The organism is Nocardia sp. BMG111209 (genome assembly GCF_000381925.1).
GTDB lineage: Bacteria > Actinomycetota > Actinomycetes > Mycobacteriales > Mycobacteriaceae > Nocardia.
In genome coordinates this window covers 837,112-861,148 of sequence record NZ_KB907309.1, presented here as the reverse complement: position 1 = coordinate 861,148, position 24,037 = coordinate 837,112, and the positions used below count along the sequence as shown (strand labels likewise).

Genomic DNA, 24,037 nt, shown 5'->3' with positions numbered 1-24,037 from the left:
ACGACGATGACAGTGACGGTGGTGGTGGGCAATCCGAAGCCCGCCTCCCGCACGCTCACCGCGGCCGGACTGGTGGCGCGCGGATTGCGCCCGGACGCGGAGCCGGCCGTGATCGACCTGGTCGAACTCGGCCCCGCCCTGCTCGGCTGGGGCGATCCGAATGTCGCCGAAGCCGTTCGCGCGGTGGCGGATTCGGAGCTGGTGGTATTCGCCAGCCCGACCTTCAAGGCCACCTACACCGGACTGCTGAAGTTGTTCCTGGAGCAGTTCGACGGCGGTACCGGGCTGGCCTCGGTGGTGGCCGTGCCGGTGATGCTCGGCGCCGGACCGGCGCACGCGCTGGCCCCCGATCTGCTGCTCAAACCGGTTCTGGTGGAACTCGGCGCCACCACCCCCGTGCCCGGACTCTATCTGTCCGACAAGACCTTCGCCGAGGATGGCGTCATCGACGCGTACGCACACCGCTGGGGTCCGGTGGTGCGTGCGCTGTCCAGAAGTACGGAGAGCGTGAATCATGTCTGAGCTGAACGAGATTCCCGCCGACGGGGTCGGCCTGCGCCACGCGTTCGCCGCCTTCCCGAGCGGTGTGGTGGCCGTCTGCGCCGATATCGACGGCACGCCGGTCGGTTTGGCGGTGAGCACCTTCGTGCCCGTATCGCTGGACCCGCCGCTGGTGTCGTTCTGCGTGCAGAACAGCTCGAGCACCTGGCCCCGGCTGTCGCAGGCGGGCAACCTCGGCCTGAGTCTGCTCGGCACCGAACAGGCCGCCGCCGCGCGCTCGTTGAGCGCGAAGAACGGCGATCGCTTCGCCGGGCTCGAATTGCATCGCGGCACCGGCGATTCGGTGTTCGTGCACGGCGCCCCGGCCTGGATCGAGGGCACCATCGAGACCCAGGTGCCCGCCGGTGACCATCACGTGGTGCTGCTGCGCATCCACCGCCTGGCCACCCGGGCCGACATCGATCCGCTGGTGTTCCACGGCAGCCGGTTCCGCCGGCTGCACGCCGAGTCGCCGTTGCAGGCGGCCGGCTAGCCGAAACCACCCGAGCCGGGCCGGATTCCGGCCCGGCTCACAGTGGATGGGACGGCCGGAAGCACAGCCGCCGGCGCGGTCCGGTCCCGGGCCGGGTGTTCACGATCACGCCGGTCGCCAGGCCCTGCGCGGTGATGTCGTGGCGTTCCATGTCCTGGCTGAGCGCGTCGAGGTGGATCAGGGTGTGCCGCACCAGGATTGCGGCGATGTCCGCCGGCTCGCTGTAGGCCTCGCGATAGGCGGCCACCGCCCGCGGATCCTCGGTGAGCGCGGCCATCGCGCCGAGGCGCATCCGCTCGGTGAGGCCCTCCCACAGCCGCTCCTCCTCGGCGGTGCGCAGCCGCCGCCAGCCGCCGCGATAGTCCAGATCCTGCACGATCGCGTCGGCGGGCTTACCGAGCCGTGTCTCGCACACGACCGCCCACAGCGCGCACATCCAGCTCATCGCGAGCAGCACGTCGACCGGTTCCCAGTCGTCGAGCTCCGCCTCGGCCTCCTCCTGGGTGTTGAGGTTGGCCCAGCGGAACACCAGATCCTCGACCTCGGTGATCACATCCCCGGGCAGTTCCTCCTCGTCGGGCCGCACGATCTGCACCCCGCGCTCCGAGACGAGATCCTGCAACTCGACCATGTCGGCCTCCGCGGTCGACACCCAGCGGTGCGAATCCCCGATCATCCGTGACTGCCCCCGGTCCGAGCTACAGCAATTACCACTACGGATTCAGCCACGAATCGGACACACGCGCAACCAAAAACGGTGTGATCTGCACTTTCCCGGTCGCAGCAGCGGGATCCGGACGGTTGTCAGGACCCACAGCACGTTCCCATGTGCGGACCGGGCAATTTCTCGAGGTCGCCCCTTATGGTCGCCGATGGATCGGGACGCGACAGCATCGGACGCGGGAAGGCAGAGGTATGACGACAGGCGACGAGCAAGGACGCTCGACCGGACCGGCGGAACCGGCCACCGATACGGAACCGATCACCGCCGCGGAACCGGCCACCGGCGGCGAACCGGCCACCGAGTCGCAGGCAACGCCCGGCGCCGAAACGACCGCCGGATCGGAGCCCGGCACCGATGCGCGGTCGGCGGACCGGCAACCTCCCGCCGAGCATGCGACGGAACCGATCGCCGTCCACGGCCAACCGGCCCCGATCGGTCCCTTGGCCATCGTCGGGCCGCCCCGGCGCTGGGCCGATCGGTGGCGCGGCTCACGCCCGCTGCGCGTCGGCGCGGCGGTGCTGGCCGTCGTGGTGATCGGCGGGATCGGGTTCGGCGCCGGTCTGGCGGCCGGTGGCCACGGCGAGCACCGGCACGGCGACGGCCGGCATGCGGCCGACCACCGCTTCCATCCCGGCGCGCTGCCGTGGATGTACCGCTTCGAACACGGATCCCGGGACGACCGGCCCCGCGCGGAACGTCCCGCACCGCAACAACAACCGTCGCCCGGGACGGTGGCGCCCGCCCCGACGCACTGAATCCGCGGCCGTCCGGACGTTCACCCCCGGCGGCTCGGACCCGGTCGGCCGCTCAGGGCCGGCCGCTGAGCACCGCGGTCACCGCGTCCAGGAACGGCTGCCCGCCCATCGCGTAACCGCCCGCGACCGCGCCGACCAGCAGCCCGATCGGGCCGGTGAGCAGGCTGAAGAAGCCCATGCCGAGGACGGTGCCGAGGAGTCCGCCGAGGACCCCGCCCGCGACGACGCCGACGACGTTCTGGTTCACCTCGTTCGCCAGCTGGGCGGTGGAACTGATCGGCTGCATCTCGCCGATCTCGGCGGCGCCGACCTTCGGCGCCAGCAGCAGCGTGTGCCCGTCGTCGGAGATCTGTTGCGCGACCTGGACGGCGACACCCCGCACCCGGTACGTCAGCGGTACGGAGGTCATCTCGTCGCCGGTATCGGAGGTGAGCGTCACCCGGTCACCGGTGAGCGCGAACCGGCCCCCGGTCACGCTGGTGGTGAGTTCCCGGGACAAATCGGTGCGGACCACGTGATAGTCCACGCCCCGGTCGGTGCCGTCGGACGAGATCTGTTGCGCGGCGGTGGCGCCGGGCCGATCGAGCGGAGTGGGGGTGAGCGGGTCGGCGCTCACGGTTCCCGCGCCGACCCCGACGGTGGTGACTGTCAGGACCGCGAGCGCGGCGAACGAGCCGAACTTCATGAAGATTCCTCGTGGCAGGCGTGCGGAATCCGGCCGGGTGCGCCCGGCCGGGTGGAAACTGTACAGCGACCGGAACTTCATTCCCCCGAGTCGAAATTCGCAAACCTCCGTTCGCACACCGGATGGTGAAGTTATCGTATCGTTATCGAAATGCCGACAAACGGCGCAAACGTGACCGAATTCACTCGGGGCTCGACTCGGTCGTATGCCCTGCGGTAGATATCTTGTGATTCGAAAATCCGTATCCGGTCTCTCGAAACGGAAATCGCCGCTTTTATCAATAGCGTTACAGCTCTGGAGGACAGGCACATGTCGCGTCGACGTGGCCAGGCCCTGTTTGCGCTGCTGGGCTTCGTCGTCACCGCCTCGGTGGCGACCGGAGTGCTGGTCGGCGGCGCACTGTGGGCCGCCGACCACCGCAATCAGGACAATGAAAGTCGCAGTGCCACAGGCACTTCGGCTCCCACTACCGATCTCGTCGCGCTGCCGCCGACTGTGCCCGCCGGACCGGCCGACGAGGCGCCGCCCTCGGTCGCCACCGCGGCGAACGCGCCCGCCGGCGCCGCGGAACTGCACAAGGGCGCGCAGGAGAAGAAGCCCGGCGCCGATATCGCCACCGGTGATTGTGTGGGATTCGGTGGTGAAAACGGAGCAATTCAGAAAAGCGAGTGTGGCACACCGGGCGCCGATTTCCGGGTCGCCGGTGTGGCAGCGCGAAATACCTCGTGTCCGGCCGATTCCGATCGCACCTATCCGCGTCCGTTGCCCGGCGGTGATCAGGACACGCTGTGTCTCGACGTCCCCTGGACCGTCGGTAATTGCGTGGATGTGACCGGCGCCGGTCCGATCCCGGCCGCCTGTGTCGCCGCGCTGTCGAGCCGGGTCAAGGTGGTGGACATCAAGCGGGGCACCGCGGATGTGAATGCCTGTGCCGGCGCCGGCGACCGCGGATTCGTCTACGCCCAGCGCCGCTTCGTCGTCTGCGTCGCACACCTGTGACCGAGTCCGGACTGTGACCCGGGACACGGTGGACTACCGTCGAGATCGACCGCGGCCGTTCGTGTAGATCCCGGAGGCCGGCATCGGGCCGGTCCGCGGAGAGGAGCACACGATGAAGCAGTACTTTCTCGGCATCCAGCAGCCGGAGGGCGGCACCCCGCCGGACAACCTCGACGACATCATGCGCGACCTCGCGGCGCTCAACGACGAGATGCGGGCCGCCGGAGTGTGGGTGTTCTCGGCCGGCCTGCACGCGCCGAGTACGGCGACGGTCGTCCAGGCCCGGCCCGGCGGCGAGGTCCTGATCACCGACGGGCCCTATGTCGAGAGCAAGGAATATCTGGCCGGATTCAGCATCATCCGGGCCGAGGATCTGGACGCGGCCCTGGTCTGGGTGGGCCGGTTGGCATCCGTGATCGGCCTGCCGATCGAGGTGCGGCCGATCATCGACGAGTGAATCCCGATGCGGTGGTGGATGTCCGGGCGATCGAGGCGGTGTTCGCCGCGGAGTACGGCCGGGCCGTCGCCGTCCTGATCCGGGTCTTCGGCGATATCGACGTCGCCGAGGATGCGGTACAGGACGCCTTCGCCGCGGCCCTGCGGCACTGGCCCGCCGAGGGGCTGCCGCCCGCGCCGGCGGGCTGGATCATCACGACCGCCCGCCGCCGCGCCGTCGACCGGTTGCGCCGGGAGGCGGCGCGGGCCGGTAAGTACGCGCAGGCCGCGCTGGTGTCCGCCGAGGAGCAGACGCAGTCGTACGACGTGCGCGACGATCGGCTGCGCCTGATCTTCACCTGCTGTCATCCCGCGCTGGCGATGCCCGCCCGGGTCGCGCTGACCCTGCGGCTGCTCGGCGGGCTCGGCACCCTCGCGCTGGCGCGCGCCTTCCTGGTCTCGGAAACGGCCATGGCACAACGGCTCTCGCGGGCCAAGGGCAAGATCCGCGCGGCGGGTATTCCGTACCGGGTGCCCGCCGCGGCGGACCTGCCGCAGCGCCTGCCCGGGGTGCTCGCGGTGCTGTACCTGATCTACACCGAGGGACACACCACGACCACCGGACCGGAGCCGACCCGGGCCGATCTGTGCGGGGAGGCGATCCGGCTGGCCCGCCTGCTCACCGAACTGCTGCCGGACGAGCCGGAGGCGATCGGCTTGCTGGCACTGCTCGTGCTGACCGAGGCCCGCCGGCCCGCGCGGCTCACCGCGGACGGTTCGCTGATCCCGCTCGCGCGGCAGGACCGGCGGCGCTGGGATCCGGCCCTGCTCGGCGAGGGGCGGTCGCTGGTGCGAGAGTGCCTGCGGCGCAATCGGCCCGGCCCGTACCAGATCCAGGCGGCGATCAACGCCGTGCACGCGGACGCCGCCACGACCGCCGATACCGACTGGACGCAGATCGTCCGGCTCTACGATCATCTGGCGACGCTGGCGCCGAATCCGGTGGTGGCACTGAACCGGGCGGTCGCGATCGCCGAGATCGACGGTCCGGCAACGGCTCTGGCGCTGGTCGACGAACTCGGCCTGTCGAGCTACCACCTCTATCACGCGGTCCGGGGCGAACTGCTGGACCGGCTGGGCCGCTCGGCCGAGGCGGCCGCGGCCTTCGAACTGGCACTGGCACATACGGAGAATCCCGCCGAACGCGACCATCTGCGCAACCGGCGGGAGCAGCTCGACATCGAGCTGCCGTGAGGCGGAAGTCGCTGCCGGTCAACGGGTTCGGCCGGGCTCCGGCAGCGGCGGGAGTAATCGGTCGAAGCGCCGGTTGGCCAGGCGCATCGTCAGTTCGTAGGGGAGCGCGAACTTCCGGGCCACCCAGTAGGCCAGCCGGATGTCCGGGGAGGTGTGCACCAGATACCGGTTGTGCCGGATCCCGGCCAGGATCCGATCGGCCACCCGCTCCGGCGGCACCGCATACCCCTCGAACAGCCGGGTCAGCCGGCGCATCCGCGGATCGTCGCGGTCCACGCCGATGATCTGCACGCTCTGCACCAGCGGGGTGCGGACCGCGCCGGGCACCACCAGACTCACCCCGATGTCGTGCCGCGCGAGGTCGAAACGCAGCACCTCCGACACCCCGCGCAGCCCGAATTTGCTCGCGCTGTAGGCCGCGTGCCACGGCAGCGCCAGCAGCCCCGCCGCCGAGGAGACGTTCACCAGATGCCCGCCGCGACCGGCGCGCACCATCGGCGGCACGAAGGATTCGATGATGTGGATCGGGCCCATCAGGTTGACCTCGATCATCGAACGCCAGTGCCGGTGTTCCAGATTCTCCACGGTGCCCCAGGTCGCGACCCCGGCGATGTTCATCACCACGTCCACCGGGCCGTATTCGGCGTGCACCTCCTCGGCCCAGGCGGCGACGGCCTCGTGATCGGTGATGTCTAGGACGCGGGCGGCCAGGACGTCCCCGCCGGCGTCCTGGACGACCGCGACCGTCTCCGCCAGACCGGCGGCGGCGACATCGGTGAGGATCAGCCGGGCGCCGGCGCGGGCGGCCGCGAGCGCGGTGGCCCGGCCGATACCGCCGGCGGCGCCGGTGAGCAGACAGACACGGTCGGTCAGGTCGCGCATGGGCGGATCTCCTCGTCGAAATCTCCGGGGCAGGTATCCGCCGAACAGCGGATACGCCCGGTCACCCTATTTGTGAACATCAGTGTACGCAAATTGACGGCATCGCGAGCGGCATTGCCGAACAGTTGAATTCACGATGATCCGGAGTGCAGACATCGCGTCCGGCCCTGCCTACCTTGAGGATCATGAGTAGCGCGGCACCGGCCGGCGCGGCCGAACCGGTGACCGCCGGGCCGTCCGACGACGAAAGCCTGGTCGTCGCCCGCACCCGGCACCCCTGGCGCTGGGTGGTGGCGGTCGTGGCGCTGGTGCTGGTGGCGCAGTTCGCGCACGGCCTGATCACCAATCCGGGCTGGGACTGGCCGACGTTCCGGCTGTACTTCACCGCGCATTCGGTGCTGACCGCGCTGAAGGTGACCCTCGAGCTCACCTTCTGGGGCACCCTGCTGGGCTTCCTGCTCGGTGGTGTGGTCGCGATCGCGCGGCTGTCGCGGATCCCGGTGCTGCAGGTGATCGCGTGGACGTATGTCTGGGCCTTCCGGTCGATTCCGCTGATCGTGCAGCTGCTGTTCTGGTTCAACATCGCCTATCTGTACAAGCGGTTGTCGCTGGGTATCCCGTTCGGGCCGGCGGTGGTGACCTTCGACGTCAATCAGGTGCTCAGCGGATTCAGCGCCGCGGTGATCGGCCTGGCGCTGCACCAGGCCGCGTATTCGGCGGAGATCATCCGCGCGGGCGTCATCTCGGTGGACACGGGTCAGCTGGAGGCGGCGAAATCGCTCGGCCTGCCGCGACATCGGCAGTTCTTCACGATCATCGCCCCGCAGGCCATGCGCGGCATCCTGCCCAATGCCGCCAACGAGGTGATCAGCCTGTTCAAGGGCACCTCGATCGTCTCGGTGATGGCGATCGCGGAACTGTTCTACCAGGTCCAGGTGATCTACGGCCGCAGCGGCCGGGTGGTGCCGCTGCTGATGGTGGCGACGGTCTGGTACATCGTGCTCACCACCGTGCTGAGCATCGTCCAGTACTACATCGAACGGCATTTCGCGAAGGGCGCGTTGCGGGAGCTGCCGCCCACACCGTGGCAGCGGGTGCGTGCCACGCTGGCCGACATCACGGGGGGACGGACATGACGGAGACGGCCGTATCCGAACGCGTCGCGGACACCGCTGCCGGTGGCTACGCGGTCGAATTACGCGGTGTACACAAGAGATTCGGGCATCACGAGGTGCTGCGCGGGATCGATCTGGCGGTCCGGCCCGGCGAGGTGACGGTGATCCTCGGCCCGTCCGGTTCCGGCAAGTCCACGCTGCTGCGCACGGTCAACCACCTGGAGAAGGTGGACGCCGGCACCGTGCGGGTGAGCGGTGAGCTGGTCGGCTACCGCCGCAAGGGCAACCGGCTGCACGAACTGTCCGAGCGCGAGATCCTGCGGCAGCGGTCGCGGATCGGGTTCGTCTTCCAGAACTTCAATCTGTTCCCGCACCTGACCGTGCTGGACAACGTTGCGCTGGCGCCGATCTCGGCGCAGCGGCGGCCACGCGCCGAGGTCCGGGCCGAGGCGCGCGCGTTGCTGGCCCGAGTCGGGCTGGCGGACAAGGCCGAACAGTATCCCCGCCGATTGTCCGGCGGTCAGCAGCAACGGGTCGCGATCGCGCGGGCGCTGGCGCTGCGGCCGAGCGTGGTGCTGTTCGACGAACCGACCTCCGCGCTGGATCCGGAGCTGGTCGGCGAGGTGCTCGACGTGATCCGCGGGCTGGCCCGGGACGGCGCGACCCTGGTCATCGTCACGCACGAGGTCGGATTCGCCCGTGAGGTCGCGGACACGGTCGTGCTGATGGACGACGGCCGGGTCGTCGAACAGGGCCCGCCCGCCGAGGTTTTCGACAACCCGCGTCACCAGCGCACCAAAACCTTTCTCGCGCACGTCCTCTGAGTGCACATGCTCCGCTCGACGAAGGAAGAATCCATCATGCCGCTCTCCCGCAGACATGTTCCGGCACTGACCGTGCTCGCCGCCGCGGTATTGCTGACGGGGGCCTGCAGCAGCGCCGAACCGCAAGCCGGCGAGACGAATTCGGTGAACGGCCAGTCCTACGACCTGTCCCCGGAACAGGCGAGCCGGGTGCACGCCACCAAGGTCGACGCCATCGCCGCCGAACTGCCGCAGGTCTATCGCGACCGCGGTGTGCTGACGGTCACCGGACAGGTCGGCGCGGTGCCGCCGCTGAGCTTCTACGCCACCGACAACAAGACCATCATCGGCAGCGAGATCGACCTCGCCGACCTGGTCGCCGAGGTCCTCGGCCTGAAGACCGAGCACCGCAACGCCGACTGGGCCCAGAATTTCGTCGCGATCGACTCCGGTGCGGTGGACACCTTCGTCTCGAACGTCACCGTCACCGAGGAGCGCAAGGAGAAGTACGACTTCGCCACCTACCGGCTGGACAACGTCGGGCTGGAGATCCCGAAGGATGCCACCTGGACCTATGCGGATCGGAAATCGCTGGCGGGCAAGCGAATCGGCGTCGGCAGCGGTACCAACCAGGAGAAGCTGCTGGTCGACTGGGACAAGCAGAACCAGGCCGAGGGCCTGCCGAAGATCGATATCGCCTACTACCAGCAGACCAGTGACTACTTCCTCGCCCTGACCTCCGGCCGGCTGGACGGTTACCTCGGGCCCAACCCGTCGGTGCAGTACCACGCCTCCAGCACCGGCAAGACCAAGGTGGTGGCCACCTTCTCCGGCGCGGGAACGGCGTTGCAGGGCAAGATCGCGGTCCTGGTCAAGAAGGACAACGGGCTGGTGAAGCCGGTGCACGACGCCATCCAGTACCTCATCGATCAGGGGCTCTACCAGAAGTGGCTGGCGCACTGGGGGCTGGAGAGCGAGGCCGTCCCGGCCTCGGAGATCGACCCGGCCGGCCTGCCGAAACAGGCGCCGTAGGGCAGGGAGCGCGGTCGTGAAATTTCTGTTGCTGACCCTGATCACGCATACGCCGGATCCGGTCACCGGCGCGGTCGAATCCGCCGCGCAGCGGCTGGCGCGGGTGGTCGACAATGCCCGGCTGGCAGAGGAACTCGGCTACGACGGCTTCGCCGTCGGTGAGCGGCACGAGGATCCGTTCATCTCGTCGGCGCCGCCGGTGGTGCTGAGCCACATCGCGGCCGTCACCTCCCGCATCGCCCTGTTCACCGGGGTCACCACGCTGAGCCTGCTGGATCCGGTGCGGGCATTCGAGGACTACTCGACCCTGGACAATCTCTCCGGCGGTCGGCTCGAACTGATCATCGGCAAGGGTAACGGCGCCGCGCAGGCGCAGCTGTTCCATGTCACCACCGAGGATCAGTGGGACCGCAATCGTGAAGGCTACGAACTGTTCCGGCAGCTGTGGGAGAGCGACAGCGTCACCTGGGAGGGGCGGTTCCGGCCGTCGCTGACCGCCGCGAAGGCCCTGCCCCGGCCGTTGCAACCGCGCCTGCGCATCTGGCACGGCAGCGCCACCAGCCGCGAATCGGTGGATCTGGCCGCGCGCTACGGTGATCCGCTGTTCTCCGCCAACGTCACGCATCCGATCGAGCCGTACGCGGACCTGATCGATCACTACCGGGAGCGCTGGGCCGCCTACGGGCACGATCCGGCCGATATCCTGATCGGCGCCGGGACCGCCGGCTTCCACCTCGCCCGCGACTCGCAGGACGCGCTGCGGGCGTATCGGCCGATCTTCGAGGCCCGGCAGGCCGTCGGACGCACACACGGTCTGCCCGCGGTCTTTTCGAGCCTCGAGGATTTCGCCGAGCGCAGCTCCGCACTGATCGGCAGCCCGCAGCAGGTGCTGGAGAAGGTGCAGCGCTATCACGCCCGCTTCGGTCACGAGGTGATCCATATCGCCGCGGACGGAGACGGATTCACCGACAAACAGCATCGCGAGAGCCTCGAACTGTTCCAGTCCGAGGTGGCTCCCCTACTGCGCCACAGCATTCCCAGCCGCCCCCTCGGCGCGCAGCGTCATCCCACGGCCGATCCACGGCCGTCGTCCACCGAAGGAACCACTCGATGAAACGTCCCCTGGCCCTGTTCGGCGCGGTCGCCGCGGTCACGACCCTCGCCGCGTGCGGTTCCGGCTCCGGCGGCGGGGATCAGGCCGGCCCGCCGCGGCCCGGCGGCACGCTGCGCTACGGGCTGTCACAGGCCCCGACCTGCGCGGATCCGGTGCAGGCGCAGACCAATCAGACCGTCTACGTGACGCGTCAGGTGGTGGACTCCCTGGTCGACCAGGATCCGGCGACGGGTGAGATCAAGCCGTGGCTCGCCGACACCTGGCAGGTCGGCCCGGACGCCAAATCCTTCACCTTCCACCTGAAGGACGGCGTCACCTTCTCCGACGGCACACCGCTGACCGCCGATTCGGTCCGGAAGAACCTGGACGCGCTGGTGCACACCATCGGCGCGGCCAAGGCGTCGCTGGCGGCCAGCTATGTCGCGGGATACGTGGGGACCACCGTGGTCGATCCGCTCACCGCGCGGGTGGACTTCAGCGCGCCCGATGCGCAGTTCCTGCAGGCGGCCTCCACACCGCAGCTCGGCCTGGTCTCCGATGCCACCACGGCGAAATCGGCCGAGGACCGGTGCCAGGGCGTGATCGGATCCGGTCCGTTCAGCTACGCCGAATACAAGCAGGGCGCCTCGGCGACGCTGGTCAAACGCACCGGCTACCACTGGGGTTCGCCGGTGTTCGGCAACCACGGTGACGCGTATCTGGACAAGATCGTCTTCACCGTCATCCCGGAATCGGGGGTGCGTACCGGCAGTGTGACCTCGGGCCAGCTGGACGCGGTCAGCGACGCGCTGCCCCAGGACGCACCGCAGATCGAGGGCGCCGGCGGCAAGGTGCTCACCGTCTCCAATCCGGGCATCCCGTTCGGCATCGGGCCGAACATCAGCCGGGGCGCGCTGCGGGATCCGGCGGTGCGGACCGCCCTGCGCACCGCGATCGATCGCAAGGAATTGATCGATACCGTGCTGGGCCCGCAGTTCAAGCCGGCCACCGGCACGCTGGCCAGCAAAACCCCTGCCTACGTGGATCTTTCGGCCCGGCTCGGCTACGACCCCGACGCCGCCCGCCGGACGCTCGACGCCGCCGGCTGGGTCCCCGGGCCGGACGGCATCCGGGTGAAGGACGGGCAGCGGCTGTCGTTCGGGGTGTTGTTCGCGCCGGTCTTCGACGGTAATCAGGCCATCCTGGAACTCGTCCAGCAACAGGTGCGCAAGGTCGGCATCGATCTGCAGCTGGACAAGGAGGCGTCCAACGTGGTCGCCGCGCGGCAGCTCAGCAAGGATTTCGACGCGGTCTACTTCAACCTCACCCGCGCCGACGGCGACATCCTGCGCACCACCTTCGGTATCGATCAGCAGAACTACAACGCGCGCGGCCCGATTCCGGCGCTGGATCAGGCGCTGACCGGTGAACTCGGCAGTACCGACGCCGCCGCGCGGGCGAAGCTCATCGGTGACGCGCAGACATCGATTCTCGACCAGGGCCTGTGGGTTCCGACCATCGAGCTGTCCCAGGCCATCGGCACCGCCGCGACCGTGGTGGATCTGAAGTTCGAGGCCTCGGGCCGGTTGCAGTTCCACGACGCCTGGCTACGCGGGAAGTGAGGCACCGATGGGACGGTACGTGGCGTCGCGGGTGATCCAGGCCGTCGCCGTCCTGTGGGCGGCCTTCACCGGCTCGTTCATCGTGCTGTACCTGTTGCCCGGTGATCCGGTCACCCTGGCGGCCGCCAATCCGGGCATCCCGCTCGACGCCGCGGCCGTCGCCGAACTGCGGGCCCGATACGGGCTCGACAAGCCGGTCTGGCAGCAGTACCTCACCGCACTCGACCGGGCGCTGCACGGGGATCTCGGCCGTTCGCTGACCAACGGGCAGCATGTGCTCGACGCGATCGGCGACGCGATACCCACCACCCTGGTGCTGGCGGTCACCGCGCTGGCGCTGGCGCTGGTGTTCGGCACCGCGCTGGCACTGACCGCGGCCTACACCGAAAAGCGCCGGCTGCGTGGATTTCTGATCGCACTGCCGCCGATCGGCGCCTCGGCGCCCACCTTCTGGGTGGGATTGCTGCTGTTGCAGGTGTTCTCGTTCCGGTTGCGGCTGGTGCCGGCGTTCGGCGGCACCGGCGTGCAGGGCACCATCCTGCCCGCGGTCACGCTGGCCGTCCCGGTCGGCGCGGTGATCGCCCAGGTCCTGTACACCAGCCTGGCGCAGACCTGGCGGCAGCCGTTCGTCGAGGTCGCCTTCGCCAAGGGCGCCTCGCGCTGGTGGGTGCAGTTGCGGCATGTGCTGCGGCCCGCGCTGGCGCCCGCGCTCACCGTGGCGGGGGTCTGGGTCGGCACCGTGCTGGCCGGCTCCGTGGTCGTGGAGACCGTGTTCTCCCGGGCGGGCCTGGGCCGGCTCACCCAGACCGCGGTGCTGAACGAGGACATCCCGGTGGTGCAGGGCATCGTCGTCTTCACCGCGACGGTCTTCGTGGTGGTCAACCTGGTCGTCGACCTGATCTATCCGGTGCTGGATCCCCGTGTGGCACAGCACTTCCGGCGGAGAGGTGCGGTCCGTGTGTAATCCCTTGTCCCGCAATCGGAGCCGCTCATGACCGATTTCCTGGCGACGCGCGGTGCACCGCCCGATACCGGTCCCCGCGACCCCGCGCGGCCGGAGCCACCGGACGGGATACGGCCGGATCGCGGCCGTTCCGGCTCCGCCGAGCGGTCGTGGGCGGTTGTCCCGGGTCCGCGCGCGGTCGCGCGGGCGCTGCGGGAACACGCTGCGGTGGCGCTGTCGGTGCTGGTCCTGATCGTGGTGCTGGGCTGGGCGGTGGTGCCGGGCCGGTTCGCGGGGCGTGACCCGCTCACCGGTGTGCCGGCGCAGAAGTTGCGCGGGCCCAGCGCCGAACACTGGTTCGGCACCGACAATCTCGGCCGCGACCTCTACACCCGGGTGGTGCACGCGGCCGGGATCTCGGTGACGGCCACCCTGATCGCGGTCGGTATCGGACTGGTCGGCGGCAGCCTGATCGGTCTCGTGTCCGGCGGGCTCGGCGGTCCGGCGGACACCGTGATCATGCGCATCGTCGATGTGCTGCTGGCGGTTCCGGAACTGCTGAGCGCGCTGGTGCTGGTGACGGTGCTGGGGGTCGGCAGCCGCAACGTCGCGCTCGCGGTGGGACTGGTGATGATGGCGCAGTTCGCCCGGCTGATGCGCTCGGAGGTTCTGCGGGTGCGCCGCACGCCCTATGTCGAGGCGGCGTTCGCCTCCGGGGTGCGGTGGCCGGTGGTGCTCGTGCGGCACGTGCTGCGCAACTCCTACGCACCCGTGGTGGCGCTGGCCGCGGTCGACTTCGGGGTCGCGGTGCTGGCGGTGTCGTCGCTGAGCTTCCTCGGTTACGGCGCGAAACCGCCGACGCCGGAATGGGGTTCGCTGATCGCCGAAGGCCGCAACTTCCTCGCCACCGCCTGGTGGATGACCACGCTGCCGGGCCTGGTGATCATCGCGGTGGTCCTCGCGGCGCAGCGCATCGGCCGCGCCCTGGGCCGGGACGGTGCCCGATGACCGCGCCGGCGGAGCCGCTGTTGCGCGTCGTGGATCTGCGCGTCGAATATCCGGGGGCGGTCCCGGCGGTGGCCGGCGCCTCGCTGACCGTCGCGCGCGGCGAGACGGTCGCGCTGGTCGGCGAATCCGGTTCCGGGAAGTCCACTCTCGCCAATGCGGTGCTCCGGCTCGGCGACGGCGTGATCACCGGCGGCCGGATCCACTTCGACGGCGACCGCGTCGACGATGCCGGGCCGCGGGTGCTACGGCAGATCCGCGGCGCCCGGATCGGCCTGGTACCACAGGATCCGGGTACCTCGCTGAATCCGGTGCTGCGCATCGGCGATCAGGTGGCCGAGGCATTGCGCATCCACGGCCGCGCCACCCGCCGCGACGCCTGGGTGCAGGCGGTGGACATCCTGACCACCGCCGGACTGGACCGCCCGGAGCTGCGGGCCCGGCAGTATCCGCAGGATCTCTCCGGCGGTCAACGGCAGCGGGTGCTGATCGGGATCGCGCTGGCCTGCGGCCCGCAGCTGGTCATCGCGGACGAGCCGACCAGCGCGCTGGACGTCACCGTGCAGAAACGGATCCTGGATCATCTCGCGGCCCGCACCGCCGAATCCGGCACCGCCGTGCTGCTGATCACCCACGATCTGGGCGTGGCGGCCGACCGCGCCGACCGTATCGTGGTGATGCGCGGCGGCGAGATCGTCGAAACCGGTTCCACCGCAGATATTCTCGGCGATCCACGGCACGAGTACACGAAGCGGCTGCTGGCCGCCGCGCCGAGCCTGGACACCGCGACCCGCCCCACCCGCCCGGCCGCCGCCACTCCGCTGCTGGTGGCCACCGGACTGCGCCGCACCTTCCATCTCGGTCACCGCGAAACCCTCACGGCCGTCGACGATGTCACCCTGCATGTGGACCGCGGCGAAACCCTGGCCGTGGTGGGCGAATCCGGTTCCGGGAAGACCACCACGGCCCGTATCCTGGCCCGGCTGGAGCAGGCCGACGCGGGCAGCATCACCTTCGACGGCGTGGATCTCGGTGCGGTGCAGGGTAACCGGCTGCGCGAACTGCGCCGCCGCATCCAGGTCGTGTACCAGAACCCCTATGCCGCACTGAATCCCAAGCTCACCGTCGAGGCCATCGTGACGGAGCCGTTGCGGGCCTTCGGGCTCGCGCCGCGCCGGGATCGGCCGCGGCTGGCCGGGGAACTGCTCGACCAGGTCGAACTGCCCGCCGCGTACGCGGCCCGGCGGCCGGCCGAACTGTCCGGCGGCCAGCGGCAGCGGGTCGCCATCGCCCGGGCCCTGGCGTTGCGCCCGGACCTGGTGGTGCTCGACGAGCCGGTCTCCGCGCTCGACGTCTCGGTGCAGGCGCAGATTCTCACCCTGCTGGAGAACCTGCAGGCCGAACTGCATTCGAGTTATCTGTTCATCACCCACGATCTGGCCGTGGTCCGCCGTATCGCGGATCGGGTGGCGGTCATGCGCGACGGCCGCATCGTCGAAACGGCCGCTACCGCAGACATTTTCAGCGCGCCCACGCACGAATACACCCGAGAGCTGTTGTCGGCCGTCCCGGGTTCGGCGGGGACGGCGGGCGGGCGGCGCGCTCCCGTCGAAAGGACTCCCCGATGACCGCACGCAGGAATTTGCTCCTGGGAGTGGAACTGTCCGGCACCGGAGCGCATCCGGCGTCCTGGCGGCGCCCGGACTCGCGGGCCGAGGAACTGTTCACCGCCGGCTACTGGCTGGACGCGATCACCGCGGCGGACCGGTACGGACTCGATCTCGTCTTCCTGCCCGACTCGTTCGCGCTGCAACCCGTGGGTGCGCTCGGCCGGCTGGAGGCGGTCGGCGTCGCCGCGCGCGCCGCGGCCGCGACGTACCGGATCGGGCTGATCCCGCAGGTTCCCGTCACCCACACCGAACCGTTCCACGTGTCGAAGGCGGTGGCCAGCGTCGATTTCGCGACCCTCGGCCGGGCCGGATGGGAGGTCACGGTCTCGCGCGGGCAGTCGGCGCTGTTCGGGCGCAAGGCCGAACAGGACGAGGTCTCGCTGTGGGCCGAGGCCGACGAGGCCGTGGAGGTGGTGACCCGGTTGTGGGACAGCTGGGAGGACGACGCCGAGATCCGCGACGCCGCCACCGGCCGGTTCATCGACCGGGACAAGTTGCACTACATCGACTATGTGGGCGAGCACTTCTCGGTGAAGGGCCCCTCGATCACGCCGCGGCCGCCGCAGGGGCAGCCGATCGTGGTGATCCGCGCGGCCGATCCGCACAGTACCGCGGTGGCCGTCCGGCGGGCCGACGTGATCCGGGTCGCCGCGGCCGATCTCGCCGCCGCCGCACAGGCCCGCGCCGAGGTACGCGCCGCGGTGGCCGCCGCCGGCCGCGATCCCGACCGGGTCTCGGTGCTGGTCGACCTCGATGTGCACCTCGCCGCCACCGAGGAGAACGCCGTCGTGGACGTGGCGCAACTGGAGGTGTGGACGCCGACCGCCGATCCGAACACGTTGCGGCACATCGGAACCGCGGACACGCTGCGCGAACTGCTGGGGCGCATCCACGCCACCGGCGCGGGCGACGGGGTGGTGCTGCGGCCGCTGGCGGTGGCCGCCTTCACCGCCGCGCTGCCGAAACTGGCTCCCCGCCTGCGGGATCGGCTCGGTCTGCCGCGTCCCGTCGATCGCTACGCTCCGACCGCCTGAGGAGAGAGATGCCGGATACACAGGTACGCAGACAGGTTCATCTCGCCGCACACTTCCCGGGCGTCAACAACACCACCGTGTGGCGCGATCCCGACTCGGGCAGCCAGATCGACTTCGACTCCTTCGTACACCTGGCCCGCACGGCCGAGCGGGGGCTGTTCGACTTCTTCTTCCTCGCCGAGGGACTGCGATTACGGGAGCACCGCGACCGGATCCACGATCTGGACGTGGTGGGCCGGCCCGACACCCTCACCGTCCTCAACGCGCTGGCCGGGGTGACCACCCGGCTCGGGCTGGCCGGGACCATCAACACCACCTACAACGAACCCTTCGAGCTGGCACGGCAATTCGGCACGCTGGACCACCTCTCGGGCGGCCGGGCCGCCTGGAACGCGGTCACCTCCTCGGACGCCTTCACCGGCGAGAACTTCCGCCGCGGCGGCTATCTCGAACATGCCAAGCGGTACACCCGCGCCGCCGAGGTGATCGACGCCACCCGCGCGCTGTGGGACGGCTGGTCCGCACCGCCGATCGTCGACCGTGACCGCGGAATCTTCACCGCCGCACCGGCGACCGTGCGTTTCCACAGCGATCAGTTCGATATCGAGGGACCGTTCGTACTGCCGCCGAGCCCGCAGGGTTATCCGGTGCTGTTGCAGGCCGGTGATTCCGCCGAGGGCCGGGAGTTCGCCGCCGCCAAGGCCGATGCGATCTTCAGCATGCACGGCGAACTCGAGGACGGGCAGCAGTTCTACCGCGACGTGAAGGGCCGGCTCGCGAAATACGGCCGCTCCCGCGACGATCTGCTGATCCTGCCCGCCGCCACCTATGTACTCGGCGACACCCCCGCCGACGCGCAGGAGCGGGCCCGGCACATCCGGCGGCAGCAGGTCGGCCCGCAGACCGCGCTGGCCTTCCTCGAACAGGTCTGGGGCCGTGACCTTTCCGGCTACGACCCGGACGGCCCGCTGCCCGACGTGGATCCGGCGGACAATGTGAACATCACCCGCGGCCGGGTCCGGCACGCCAAGGATCCGCGCGCGGTCGCGGACGCGTGGCGGTCCCGGGCCGAGGCCGAGGGGCTGAGCATCCGCGAGCTGATCATCGCGGTCACCGCGCGGCAGCAGTTCGTCGGCACCCCCGCGGAGGTGGCGGCGGAGATCGATCGCTATGTGCAGCACGACGCCTGCGACGGCTTCGTGCTCGTCCCGCACCTGACGCCGGGCGGCCTCGACGACTTCGTCGAGAAGGTCGTCCCCGAACTCCAGGACCGCGGCAGTTTCCGCACCGAATACACCGGCACGACCCTGCGCGAACATCTGGGCCTGCGCCATCCCCATCGGACCAGCGAAGGAGTACGCGCCTCATGACCGGCATCCCACTCTCCGTTCTCGATCTGTCGCCGGTGAGCGCCGGATCGACCCCCCAACAGGCTCTGCGCAACACCATCGACCTGGCGCGGCAGGCCGAGGCCTGGGGATATCGCCGATTCTGGCTGGCCGAACACCATTTCGTGCAGGTCGCCAGCTCGGCCAGCATCACCCTGATCGGGCTGGTGGCCGCCGCGACCGAAACCATCCGGGTCGGCTCGGCCGCGGTACAACTGGGCCATCACACCTCGGCCTCGGTGGTGGAGGCGTTCGGCACCATCGACGCGCTGCACCCGGGCCGGTTGGATCTCGGCCTGGGACGCTCCGGACATCGGGGCACGCAGTTGCGCGACAAGGGCGCCGCGCCTGCCACACCGCCGCGGGAGACCGAGGTGCGCGACGGTGTGGTGATCCCGCCGCCGTTCAGTCCCGGGCAGTTCCTGAACCTGTCGCGGCTGCTGGCCGGGCAGGCGGCGCTGCAACTGCCGGGTGCGGAGCCGATCGAGTACACCCGGCAGGTGAACGAGATCCGGGCACTGCTGGACGGCAGCTATCAGACCCCGGACGGTGTTGCGCTGCACGCGGTTCCGGGTGAGGGCGCCGATATCGAGCTGTGGCTGTTCGGATCCAGCGGCGGTGAGAGTGCGCGGCTGGCCGGGGAACTGGGCCTGCCGTTCGCCGCGAACTATCACGTCTCGCCCGGAACCATCCTGGAAACCGTTGCCGCGTACCGGGATTCGTTCAAGCCGTCGGAGCGGCACCCGAAGCCGTATCTGGTGGTGTCCGCGGATGTAGTGGTCGCCGAGGACGAGCGGACCGCGCAGCGGCTCGCGGCCAGCTACGGCCACTGGGTGTACAGCATCCGCAGTGGCGAGGGCGCCGCCGCGTATCAGGATCCCGATACCGCGGGCGCGCTCACCGGCGAACAGCGGCAGCTGATCGAGGATCGCCTCGCCACCCAGTTCGTCGGCACCCCGGCGCAGGTCGCGGCGCGGCTGACCGCATTGCAGGAACTGACCGGCGCCGACGAGATCGTGATCACCAGCGTCACCTTCCGGCACGCGGATCGGCTGACCTCGCACCGGCTGCTGGCCCGGGAATGGGGTCTGACCGGGGTGAACGGGAGCGCGCCGGCGGACGCGGCCGTCACGAACGGGTCGCGCTGACCGGGGCGTAGGTCCAGGATCCGGCGCCGGTGAGCTCCAGCCGATCGGTGTGCAGGCGCATCACCGTCTCCCGGTGCGCGGTGCTGACCAGGACCAGATCGGGCAGGTCGGCGCGCAACCGGGTGTAGAGCGCGGCCTCCATGTCCGGGTCCAGGGCCGAGGTCGCCTCGTCCAGGAAGGCGACCTCCGGGGCGATCAGCAGGATCCGGGCGAAGGCGAGGCGCTGTTGTTCGCCCGGCGACAGCACCATCGCCCAGTTGGCGTCCTCGTTCATCCGGGGCACCAGATCGTGGAGCTGTACCCGGTGCAGCGCGTCGGCGAGCGCGTCGTCGGACAGGCAGCCGGGCAGGCCGGGATAGATGACCGCGGCGTGCAGCGGACCCAGCGGCAGATACGGCATCTGCGGTGAGAACACCACCCGGCCGTCCTCGGGGCGGCCGATCGTCCCGTCGACATACGGCCACATATCGGCGAGCGCGCGCAGCAATGTGGTCTTACCACATCCGGACGGACCGGTGATCACCACCGCGTCGCCGGCGGACAGCCGCAGGTTCAGATCCGTGACCAGGCGGGTGCCGTCGGGCCGGGACAGATTGATATCGGCCAGGTCGACCGCGCGCCGCTCGAGCCGGGTGCTGACCCGCGGCAGCCGCCGGGTGCGGTCGTCGTCGTGGAGCAGGCCGTCCAGGCGTGCCAGCGTGGCCCGGAACGCGGCGAAGGTGTTGTAGTTGTTGCGGAAATAGGACAGCGAGGTCTGGATCTGCCCGAACGCCGATCCGGTCTGCTGCACGTCACCGAGCGTCAACCGGCCGTCGAAGAACCGCGGCGCCTGCAGCAACCACGGCACCACGAACGCCGCCTCGGTGGCGGTCTGGTTCCAGCCGATCAGCATGGTGGTGCGGTTCACCAGGCTCCGATACACCCGCAGCACTTCCTCGAAGCGCGCGTGCAGGCCGTGTTCCTCGGCCGCCTCGCCGCGATAGAAGGCGATCGGCTCGGCGTTCTCCCGCAGCCGGACCAGCGAATACCGGAAGTGCGCGGTCACCGCCTGATAGCGGAATCCGAGCCCGACCAGCGGACGGCCGATCCGGAACGCGACCAGGCTCGCCACCAGCACGTAGACCAGTACCAGGAACACCATCGCGCGCGGCAGTTCGATACCGAGGATGTTCAGCGGCCCGGACAGCCGCCACAGGATCCAGGCGAACGACGCCACCGACACCACCGCGGACAACGCGCCGAGCGACAGCGAGCGGGCCATCGAGATCATGTCGCCGACGTCCTGCTGGATGCGCTGGTCGGGGTTGTCGGTCGGATGGGCCAGGAAGCGGCTGCGGTAGTACACCCGGTCGTCGATCCAGTCGCCGGCCATCCGATCGGTCAGCCAGCGGCGCCAGCGGATCTCGAACAGCTGGCCGAGGTAATAGTCCAGCTGCGCGCGCGCCACATCGATCACGGCCAGTACCGCGAACACGACCAGCGAGTTGCGGAAGCGACCGGCCGCGGTGTGCAGTGCCGCCCGGTCGCCGCGGCCGATCGCCTCGGCCGCGTACTGCAGGGCCGAGAACATGTCGTTGCCCTGATACGACGTCAGCACCTGGATCTTGACCGCGGTCACCGTGATCAGCACGAGCACCGCGGCGTAGCCGAGGGTCACCGCGCCGGTGCGGCCGTGGAAGAAGGCGCCGGTCACCCGGTCGAAATGCCGGCCCCACTCGGTGAGCCGCAGGGCCAGCCAGCCCACCACCGCGCACGCGGTCACCGCGAGGACGAAGACGATCGCCAGCCACCGCACCGATTCGATCGGTTCGGCACCCCAATCCAGCGACTCGGTCAGCGTGGCCTCCGGTCGTTCACGGGCACAGTCGGTCACAGGGCGAGCAGGTGGGACGGCGCCACGACAGGCGGCGATGTCACAGTAGTTGCTGGATGGCCGCGGACGTCGGATGCGACGCCCGGAATATGCCCGCGTGACGGCCGATCAGCCGTCGATGAACTCGAGCCGGTTCCCGACGCCGTCCTCGGAGTGGAAACGCCGCCGTCCCGGAATCTCCGCCGGATCGGCCCAGGTGACCGGGCTACCCGCGGCGGTCAGCGCGACGGCGGTGGTATCGGCGTCCACCACGAACGCGGGATGGGCCTTGCGGGCGGGCCGGAAATCGGGCTCCACCCCGACGTGCAGTTCACTGTCGGGTCCGCCGCGTCCGGGAATCCGGAACCAGCAGCCGCCGCGCGCCGCGAGCAGCGGCGGCTTGGGCAGCTCCACCCAGCCGAGCACGCCGGTGTAGAAGGCGCGCTGGCGATCCTCGCCGCCCGGCGGGCAGCCGACCTGCACATGATGGAGCACGCTCCCAGCGTAGTCGCCGTCTCCACCCGTAGGTGGAAATCGGCTGGCCGGCAGGTTGATTCGCCCGCAATTCGATTGACCCGCCCGCGCGGCGTTTCGATAGTGGACCTGTGACCGCACTCGCGCTACCGCGGGCCACCGGCGGTATCAGGTGGCAGTTCTGGCGTTCTCCCGACGATCAGCCCTGCTGGGCCCGACCGGCCCTGTTGCTCGTGGCCGCCGTCGCGGCCGTGAGCTACGCGTGGGGTATCACCGTACTGGTCCCGCACATCTACTACGCGGCCGCCGTCCGATCGATGGCCTCGTCCTGGCACGACTTCTTCTTCGCCGCCTTCGACCCCGACGGCCTGATCAGCATCGACAAGTTACCCGGCGCGTTCTGGGTGCAGGCGCTGTCGGTGCGGCTGTTCGGCCCGCACGTCTGGGCGCTGGCCCTGCCGCAGGTGATCGAGGGGGTGCTCACCATCCTGGTGCTGTACCGCGCGGTGCGGCGCACGGCCGGACCCGCCGCGGGCCTGGTCGCCGCGGTGGTGGTGGCCGCGACCCCGGTGACGGTGGCACTCGATCGGGGCAACATCTCCGACACGCTGCTGGTTCTGCTGCTCGTGCTCGCCGTCGACCGGACGCTGGCCGCGGTGCAGTTCGGCAACTCCCGGAACCTTTGGTACGCAGGTATTTTCGTGGGACTGGCATTCCAGGCGAAGATGGTGCAGGCCTGGCTGATCGTGCCGGTCCTCGCGCTGGCCTATCTGGTGGCGCGCACCGGCGTGCGGCCGGTGCGCCGACTGGTCGATATCGTGGGTTTCGGGGCCGTGACCTCGGTGGTGTCGCTGAGCTGGATGACCGTGGTGAGCCTGATTCCGACCCGCCACCGCCCGTATGTGGACGGCAGCAACCATGATTCGCTGTTCGATCAGGTTTTCGTCTACAACGGTGCGGACCGCACCGACAGCGGCTTCACCGTGGGCGCCGCCAACTTCTCGATGGCTCCCGGCGGCGTGAACTACCGAGACCAACTGGTACTCGGCCCCGACGACCGGCTGAATCACCTCTTCACCGGAGCGGGCGGCCGCGACATCGGCTGGCTGATCCCACTCGCGCTGCTGGTGTTGATCGTGGTCGCGGTGCTGGTGTGGCGGCGTACCGGCACGGGTACATCCACCGACCGCACTGCCGATTCCGCTGCTGCCGTGCAGCGGGCAGCGGTGATCCTGTGGGGTGGCTGGCTGCTGGTGTACGTCGCGGTATTCCTCGCGGCGGGCACGATCAACCCGTACTACCTCGCGGCGCTGACAGCCCCGGTGGCGGCGCTGATCGGCTGGGGCACAGTCGAATCGGTGCACGGGTCGAAATCCGCCCAGCGGGTGGTCGCCGTGCCGGCCGCGCTCGTCACGGTGTTGTACGGCTGGTGGCTGCTGCAACCCGCCCCCGTCGCGGTGCGCTGGACGACCGTCGCGGTGGCCCTGCTCGCCTGCCTGATCGCCATCGGATTGCGCGGTGCCGCAACGGCGATCGTCCTGCTGATCGCGGTGCTGGCGGGCCCCGCAGTGGCCGCCGCCTCGGTGGTCGAGGACGGATACAGCGGCCTCGATACGCCCTTCGAATCGGCGACCCAGGCCCACATAACCCACGACGTGGTCCGGGACGCGATGAACACCGGCCCGAAACTGGTCGCCTCCGCGCACAAGGCGTTCCCGGCGGCGCACGATCCGGCCGTCGCCTACACCTCGATCCTGGCCGCCCCCTTCATCTTCAGCACCGGCGCCGAGATCCCCCCGTTCGGCGGCTTCACCGGTATGGCCCAGGCCCTCACCACCGATGATCTGGCTCGTCTGGTCGCCCACGGCGATATCGGCTTCGCGCTGGTCACCCCGTCCGGCGACCCTCGGGTGCAGTGGATCGTGCAGCACTGCAAGCACCTTCCCGGCGACGAGGGAACGGTCGGCGCGTACATGTGCGGGCATCCGTGAGGTGAATGACCTCATCCGGCAGCCGGTCTCCACGAGACCGGCTGCCGGGCAGCGGTATTCGAGCCGGATCCCGCGCCGGTCGACGGGGCGGTCCGGCGGC

23 protein-coding genes are annotated in these 24,037 nt (G+C 69.9%); 18 read left to right on the top strand and 5 right to left on the bottom strand.

What is annotated here, in order from left to right:
• Positions 1 to 6 precede the first annotated feature (6 nt).
• Entirely contained in the window at positions 7 to 522 is a 516-nt protein-coding gene (locus G361_RS0135120; protein WP_026343882.1) for an NADPH-dependent FMN reductase, read from the top strand.
• A complete protein-coding gene (locus G361_RS0135115) occupies positions 515 to 1,033 on the top strand; it encodes a flavin reductase family protein (protein WP_019931830.1) in 519 nt (172 codons plus the stop codon). The genes G361_RS0135120 and G361_RS0135115 overlap by 8 nt, the downstream gene beginning before the upstream one ends.
• A 37-nt stretch (positions 1,034 to 1,070) precedes the next feature.
• Here the strand turns inward: G361_RS0135115 and G361_RS0135110 are convergent, their stop codons facing one another.
• Positions 1,071 to 1,709 carry a hypothetical protein gene (locus G361_RS0135110; protein ID WP_019931829.1) on the bottom strand — a complete coding sequence of 213 codons (639 nt, stop codon included), beginning with the start codon at positions 1,707 to 1,709 and terminating at the stop codon, positions 1,071 to 1,073.
• A 239-nt stretch (positions 1,710 to 1,948) separates the two neighbouring features.
• On the opposite strand from G361_RS0135110, the gene G361_RS0135105 reads away from it, so the two are divergent.
• Positions 1,949 to 2,512 carry a hypothetical protein gene (locus G361_RS0135105; protein WP_019931828.1) on the top strand — a complete coding sequence of 188 codons (564 nt, stop codon included), beginning with the start codon at positions 1,949 to 1,951 and terminating at the stop codon, positions 2,510 to 2,512.
• A gap of 52 nt (positions 2,513 to 2,564) precedes the next feature.
• Here G361_RS0135105 and G361_RS0135100 read toward each other — a convergent pair whose 3' ends face one another.
• Entirely contained in the window at positions 2,565 to 3,197 is a 633-nt protein-coding gene (locus tag G361_RS0135100) for a hypothetical protein (RefSeq protein WP_036496396.1), read from the bottom strand.
• A gap of 309 nt (positions 3,198 to 3,506) precedes the next feature.
• Between G361_RS0135100 and G361_RS47545 the strand changes: the two genes are divergently transcribed.
• The 3 genes from G361_RS47545 to G361_RS0135085 all read left to right on the top strand — a co-directional run bounded on the left by G361_RS47545 (position 3,507) and on the right by G361_RS0135085 (position 5,885).
• The gene (locus G361_RS47545) at positions 3,507 to 4,196 is read left to right on the top strand and encodes a hypothetical protein (protein WP_019931826.1); all 690 of its coding nucleotides are present in this window, start codon (positions 3,507 to 3,509) and stop codon (positions 4,194 to 4,196) included.
• A 112-nt stretch (positions 4,197 to 4,308) separates the two neighbouring features.
• Complete coding sequence (locus G361_RS0135090) at positions 4,309 to 4,653, top strand: YciI family protein (protein WP_019931825.1); 345 nt, start codon at positions 4,309 to 4,311, stop codon at positions 4,651 to 4,653.
• Entirely contained in the window at positions 4,650 to 5,885 is a 1,236-nt protein-coding gene (locus G361_RS0135085) for an RNA polymerase sigma factor (RefSeq protein ID WP_019931824.1), read from the top strand. The genes G361_RS0135090 and G361_RS0135085 overlap by 4 nt, the downstream gene beginning before the upstream one ends.
• 18 nt (positions 5,886 to 5,903) lie before the next feature.
• On the opposite strand, the gene G361_RS0135080 is transcribed toward G361_RS0135085, so the two are convergent.
• The gene (locus G361_RS0135080) at positions 5,904 to 6,767 is read right to left on the bottom strand and encodes an SDR family oxidoreductase (RefSeq protein ID WP_019931823.1); all 864 of its coding nucleotides are present in this window, start codon (positions 6,765 to 6,767) and stop codon (positions 5,904 to 5,906) included.
• Positions 6,768 to 6,952: 185 nt separating this feature from the next.
• Between G361_RS0135080 and G361_RS0135075 the strand changes: the two genes are divergently transcribed.
• Genes G361_RS0135075 through G361_RS0135025 form a run of 11 tightly spaced genes read left to right on the top strand, consistent with a single transcriptional unit; the run spans position 6,953 to position 19,620 of the window.
• Positions 6,953 to 7,903: an amino acid ABC transporter permease gene (locus tag G361_RS0135075; RefSeq protein WP_019931822.1), complete on the top strand. Its 951-nt coding sequence runs from the start codon at positions 6,953 to 6,955 to the stop codon at positions 7,901 to 7,903.
• The gene (locus G361_RS0135070) at positions 7,900 to 8,706 is read left to right on the top strand and encodes an amino acid ABC transporter ATP-binding protein (protein WP_019931821.1); all 807 of its coding nucleotides are present in this window, start codon (positions 7,900 to 7,902) and stop codon (positions 8,704 to 8,706) included. The genes G361_RS0135075 and G361_RS0135070 overlap by 4 nt, the downstream gene beginning before the upstream one ends.
• Before the next feature lie 36 nt (positions 8,707 to 8,742).
• Complete coding sequence (locus G361_RS0135065) at positions 8,743 to 9,717, top strand: ABC transporter substrate-binding protein (RefSeq protein ID WP_019931820.1); 975 nt, start codon at positions 8,743 to 8,745, stop codon at positions 9,715 to 9,717.
• A gap of 16 nt (positions 9,718 to 9,733) precedes the next feature.
• Entirely contained in the window at positions 9,734 to 10,831 is a 1,098-nt protein-coding gene (locus G361_RS0135060; protein WP_019931819.1) for an LLM class flavin-dependent oxidoreductase, read from the top strand.
• Positions 10,828 to 12,432 carry an ABC transporter substrate-binding protein gene (locus tag G361_RS0135055; RefSeq protein WP_019931818.1) on the top strand — a complete coding sequence of 535 codons (1,605 nt, stop codon included), beginning with the start codon at positions 10,828 to 10,830 and terminating at the stop codon, positions 12,430 to 12,432. Before G361_RS0135060 ends, G361_RS0135055 begins: the two co-directional genes overlap by 4 nt.
• Positions 12,433 to 12,439: 7 nt before the next feature.
• Positions 12,440 to 13,396, top strand: a complete 957-nt coding sequence (locus G361_RS0135050; RefSeq protein ID WP_026343881.1) for an ABC transporter permease — start codon at positions 12,440 to 12,442, stop codon at positions 13,394 to 13,396.
• Between the two features lie 27 nt (positions 13,397 to 13,423).
• Complete coding sequence (locus G361_RS0135045; protein WP_019931816.1) at positions 13,424 to 14,383, top strand: ABC transporter permease; 960 nt, start codon at positions 13,424 to 13,426, stop codon at positions 14,381 to 14,383.
• A complete protein-coding gene (locus tag G361_RS0135040; RefSeq protein ID WP_019931815.1) occupies positions 14,380 to 16,008 on the top strand; it encodes an ABC transporter ATP-binding protein in 1,629 nt (542 codons plus the stop codon). The genes G361_RS0135045 and G361_RS0135040 overlap by 4 nt, the downstream gene beginning before the upstream one ends.
• On the top strand, positions 16,005 to 17,084 hold the full coding sequence (locus tag G361_RS0135035) for an LLM class flavin-dependent oxidoreductase (RefSeq protein ID WP_019931814.1): 1,080 nt from the start codon (positions 16,005 to 16,007) through the stop codon (positions 17,082 to 17,084). Before G361_RS0135040 ends, G361_RS0135035 begins: the two co-directional genes overlap by 4 nt.
• An 8-nt stretch (positions 17,085 to 17,092) precedes the next feature.
• On the top strand, positions 17,093 to 18,454 hold the full coding sequence (locus G361_RS0135030; protein WP_019931813.1) for an NtaA/DmoA family FMN-dependent monooxygenase: 1,362 nt from the start codon (positions 17,093 to 17,095) through the stop codon (positions 18,452 to 18,454).
• A complete protein-coding gene (locus G361_RS0135025) occupies positions 18,451 to 19,620 on the top strand; it encodes an LLM class flavin-dependent oxidoreductase (RefSeq protein ID WP_019931812.1) in 1,170 nt (389 codons plus the stop codon). Before G361_RS0135030 ends, G361_RS0135025 begins: the two co-directional genes overlap by 4 nt.
• On the opposite strand, the gene G361_RS0135020 is transcribed toward G361_RS0135025, so the two are convergent.
• Together G361_RS0135020 and G361_RS0135015 are read right to left on the bottom strand one after the other, a co-directional pair.
• Complete coding sequence (locus tag G361_RS0135020) at positions 19,601 to 21,493, bottom strand: ABC transporter ATP-binding protein/permease (protein ID WP_019931811.1); 1,893 nt, start codon at positions 21,491 to 21,493, stop codon at positions 19,601 to 19,603. The two genes, G361_RS0135025 and G361_RS0135020, sit on opposite strands and share 20 nt — an antisense overlap.
• Before the next feature lie 108 nt (positions 21,494 to 21,601).
• Positions 21,602 to 21,967: a glyoxalase gene (locus G361_RS0135015; RefSeq protein ID WP_026343879.1), complete on the bottom strand. Its 366-nt coding sequence runs from the start codon at positions 21,965 to 21,967 to the stop codon at positions 21,602 to 21,604.
• 110 nt (positions 21,968 to 22,077) lie between these two features.
• Here G361_RS0135015 and G361_RS45885 point away from each other — a divergent pair, with 110 nt between their 5' ends.
• On the top strand, positions 22,078 to 23,937 hold the full coding sequence (locus G361_RS45885) for a glycosyltransferase family 39 protein (protein WP_019931809.1): 1,860 nt from the start codon (positions 22,078 to 22,080) through the stop codon (positions 23,935 to 23,937).
• Positions 23,938 to 24,037: the final 100 nt, after the last annotated feature.

Bases quoted from the DNA above. Each gene is read 5' to 3' on its own strand.
- G361_RS0135120 (WP_026343882.1), top strand. From the start codon at position 7: ATGACAGTGACGGTGGTGGTGGGCAATCCGAAGCCCGCCTCCCGCACG.
- G361_RS0135115 (WP_019931830.1), top strand. From the start codon at position 515: ATGTCTGAGCTGAACGAGATTCCCGCCGACGGGGTCGGCCTGCGCCAC.
- G361_RS0135110 (WP_019931829.1), bottom strand. From the start codon at position 1,709: ATGATCGGGGATTCGCACCGCTGGGTGTCGACCGCGGAGGCCGACATG.
- G361_RS0135105 (WP_019931828.1), top strand. From the start codon at position 1,949: ATGACGACAGGCGACGAGCAAGGACGCTCGACCGGACCGGCGGAACCG.
- G361_RS0135100 (WP_036496396.1), bottom strand. From the start codon at position 3,197: ATGAAGTTCGGCTCGTTCGCCGCGCTCGCGGTCCTGACAGTCACCACC.
- G361_RS47545 (WP_019931826.1), top strand. From the start codon at position 3,507: ATGTCGCGTCGACGTGGCCAGGCCCTGTTTGCGCTGCTGGGCTTCGTC.
- G361_RS0135090 (WP_019931825.1), top strand. From the start codon at position 4,309: ATGAAGCAGTACTTTCTCGGCATCCAGCAGCCGGAGGGCGGCACCCCG.
- G361_RS0135080 (WP_019931823.1), bottom strand. From the start codon at position 6,767: ATGCGCGACCTGACCGACCGTGTCTGTCTGCTCACCGGCGCCGCCGGC.
- G361_RS0135075 (WP_019931822.1), top strand. From the start codon at position 6,953: ATGAGTAGCGCGGCACCGGCCGGCGCGGCCGAACCGGTGACCGCCGGG.
- G361_RS0135070 (WP_019931821.1), top strand. From the start codon at position 7,900: ATGACGGAGACGGCCGTATCCGAACGCGTCGCGGACACCGCTGCCGGT.
- G361_RS0135065 (WP_019931820.1), top strand. From the start codon at position 8,743: ATGCCGCTCTCCCGCAGACATGTTCCGGCACTGACCGTGCTCGCCGCC.
- G361_RS0135055 (WP_019931818.1), top strand. From the start codon at position 10,828: ATGAAACGTCCCCTGGCCCTGTTCGGCGCGGTCGCCGCGGTCACGACC.
- G361_RS0135050 (WP_026343881.1), top strand. From the start codon at position 12,440: ATGGGACGGTACGTGGCGTCGCGGGTGATCCAGGCCGTCGCCGTCCTG.
- G361_RS0135045 (WP_019931816.1), top strand. From the start codon at position 13,424: ATGACCGATTTCCTGGCGACGCGCGGTGCACCGCCCGATACCGGTCCC.
- G361_RS0135040 (WP_019931815.1), top strand. From the start codon at position 14,380: ATGACCGCGCCGGCGGAGCCGCTGTTGCGCGTCGTGGATCTGCGCGTC.
- G361_RS0135035 (WP_019931814.1), top strand. From the start codon at position 16,005: ATGACCGCACGCAGGAATTTGCTCCTGGGAGTGGAACTGTCCGGCACC.
- G361_RS0135030 (WP_019931813.1), top strand. From the start codon at position 17,093: ATGCCGGATACACAGGTACGCAGACAGGTTCATCTCGCCGCACACTTC.
- G361_RS0135025 (WP_019931812.1), top strand. From the start codon at position 18,451: ATGACCGGCATCCCACTCTCCGTTCTCGATCTGTCGCCGGTGAGCGCC.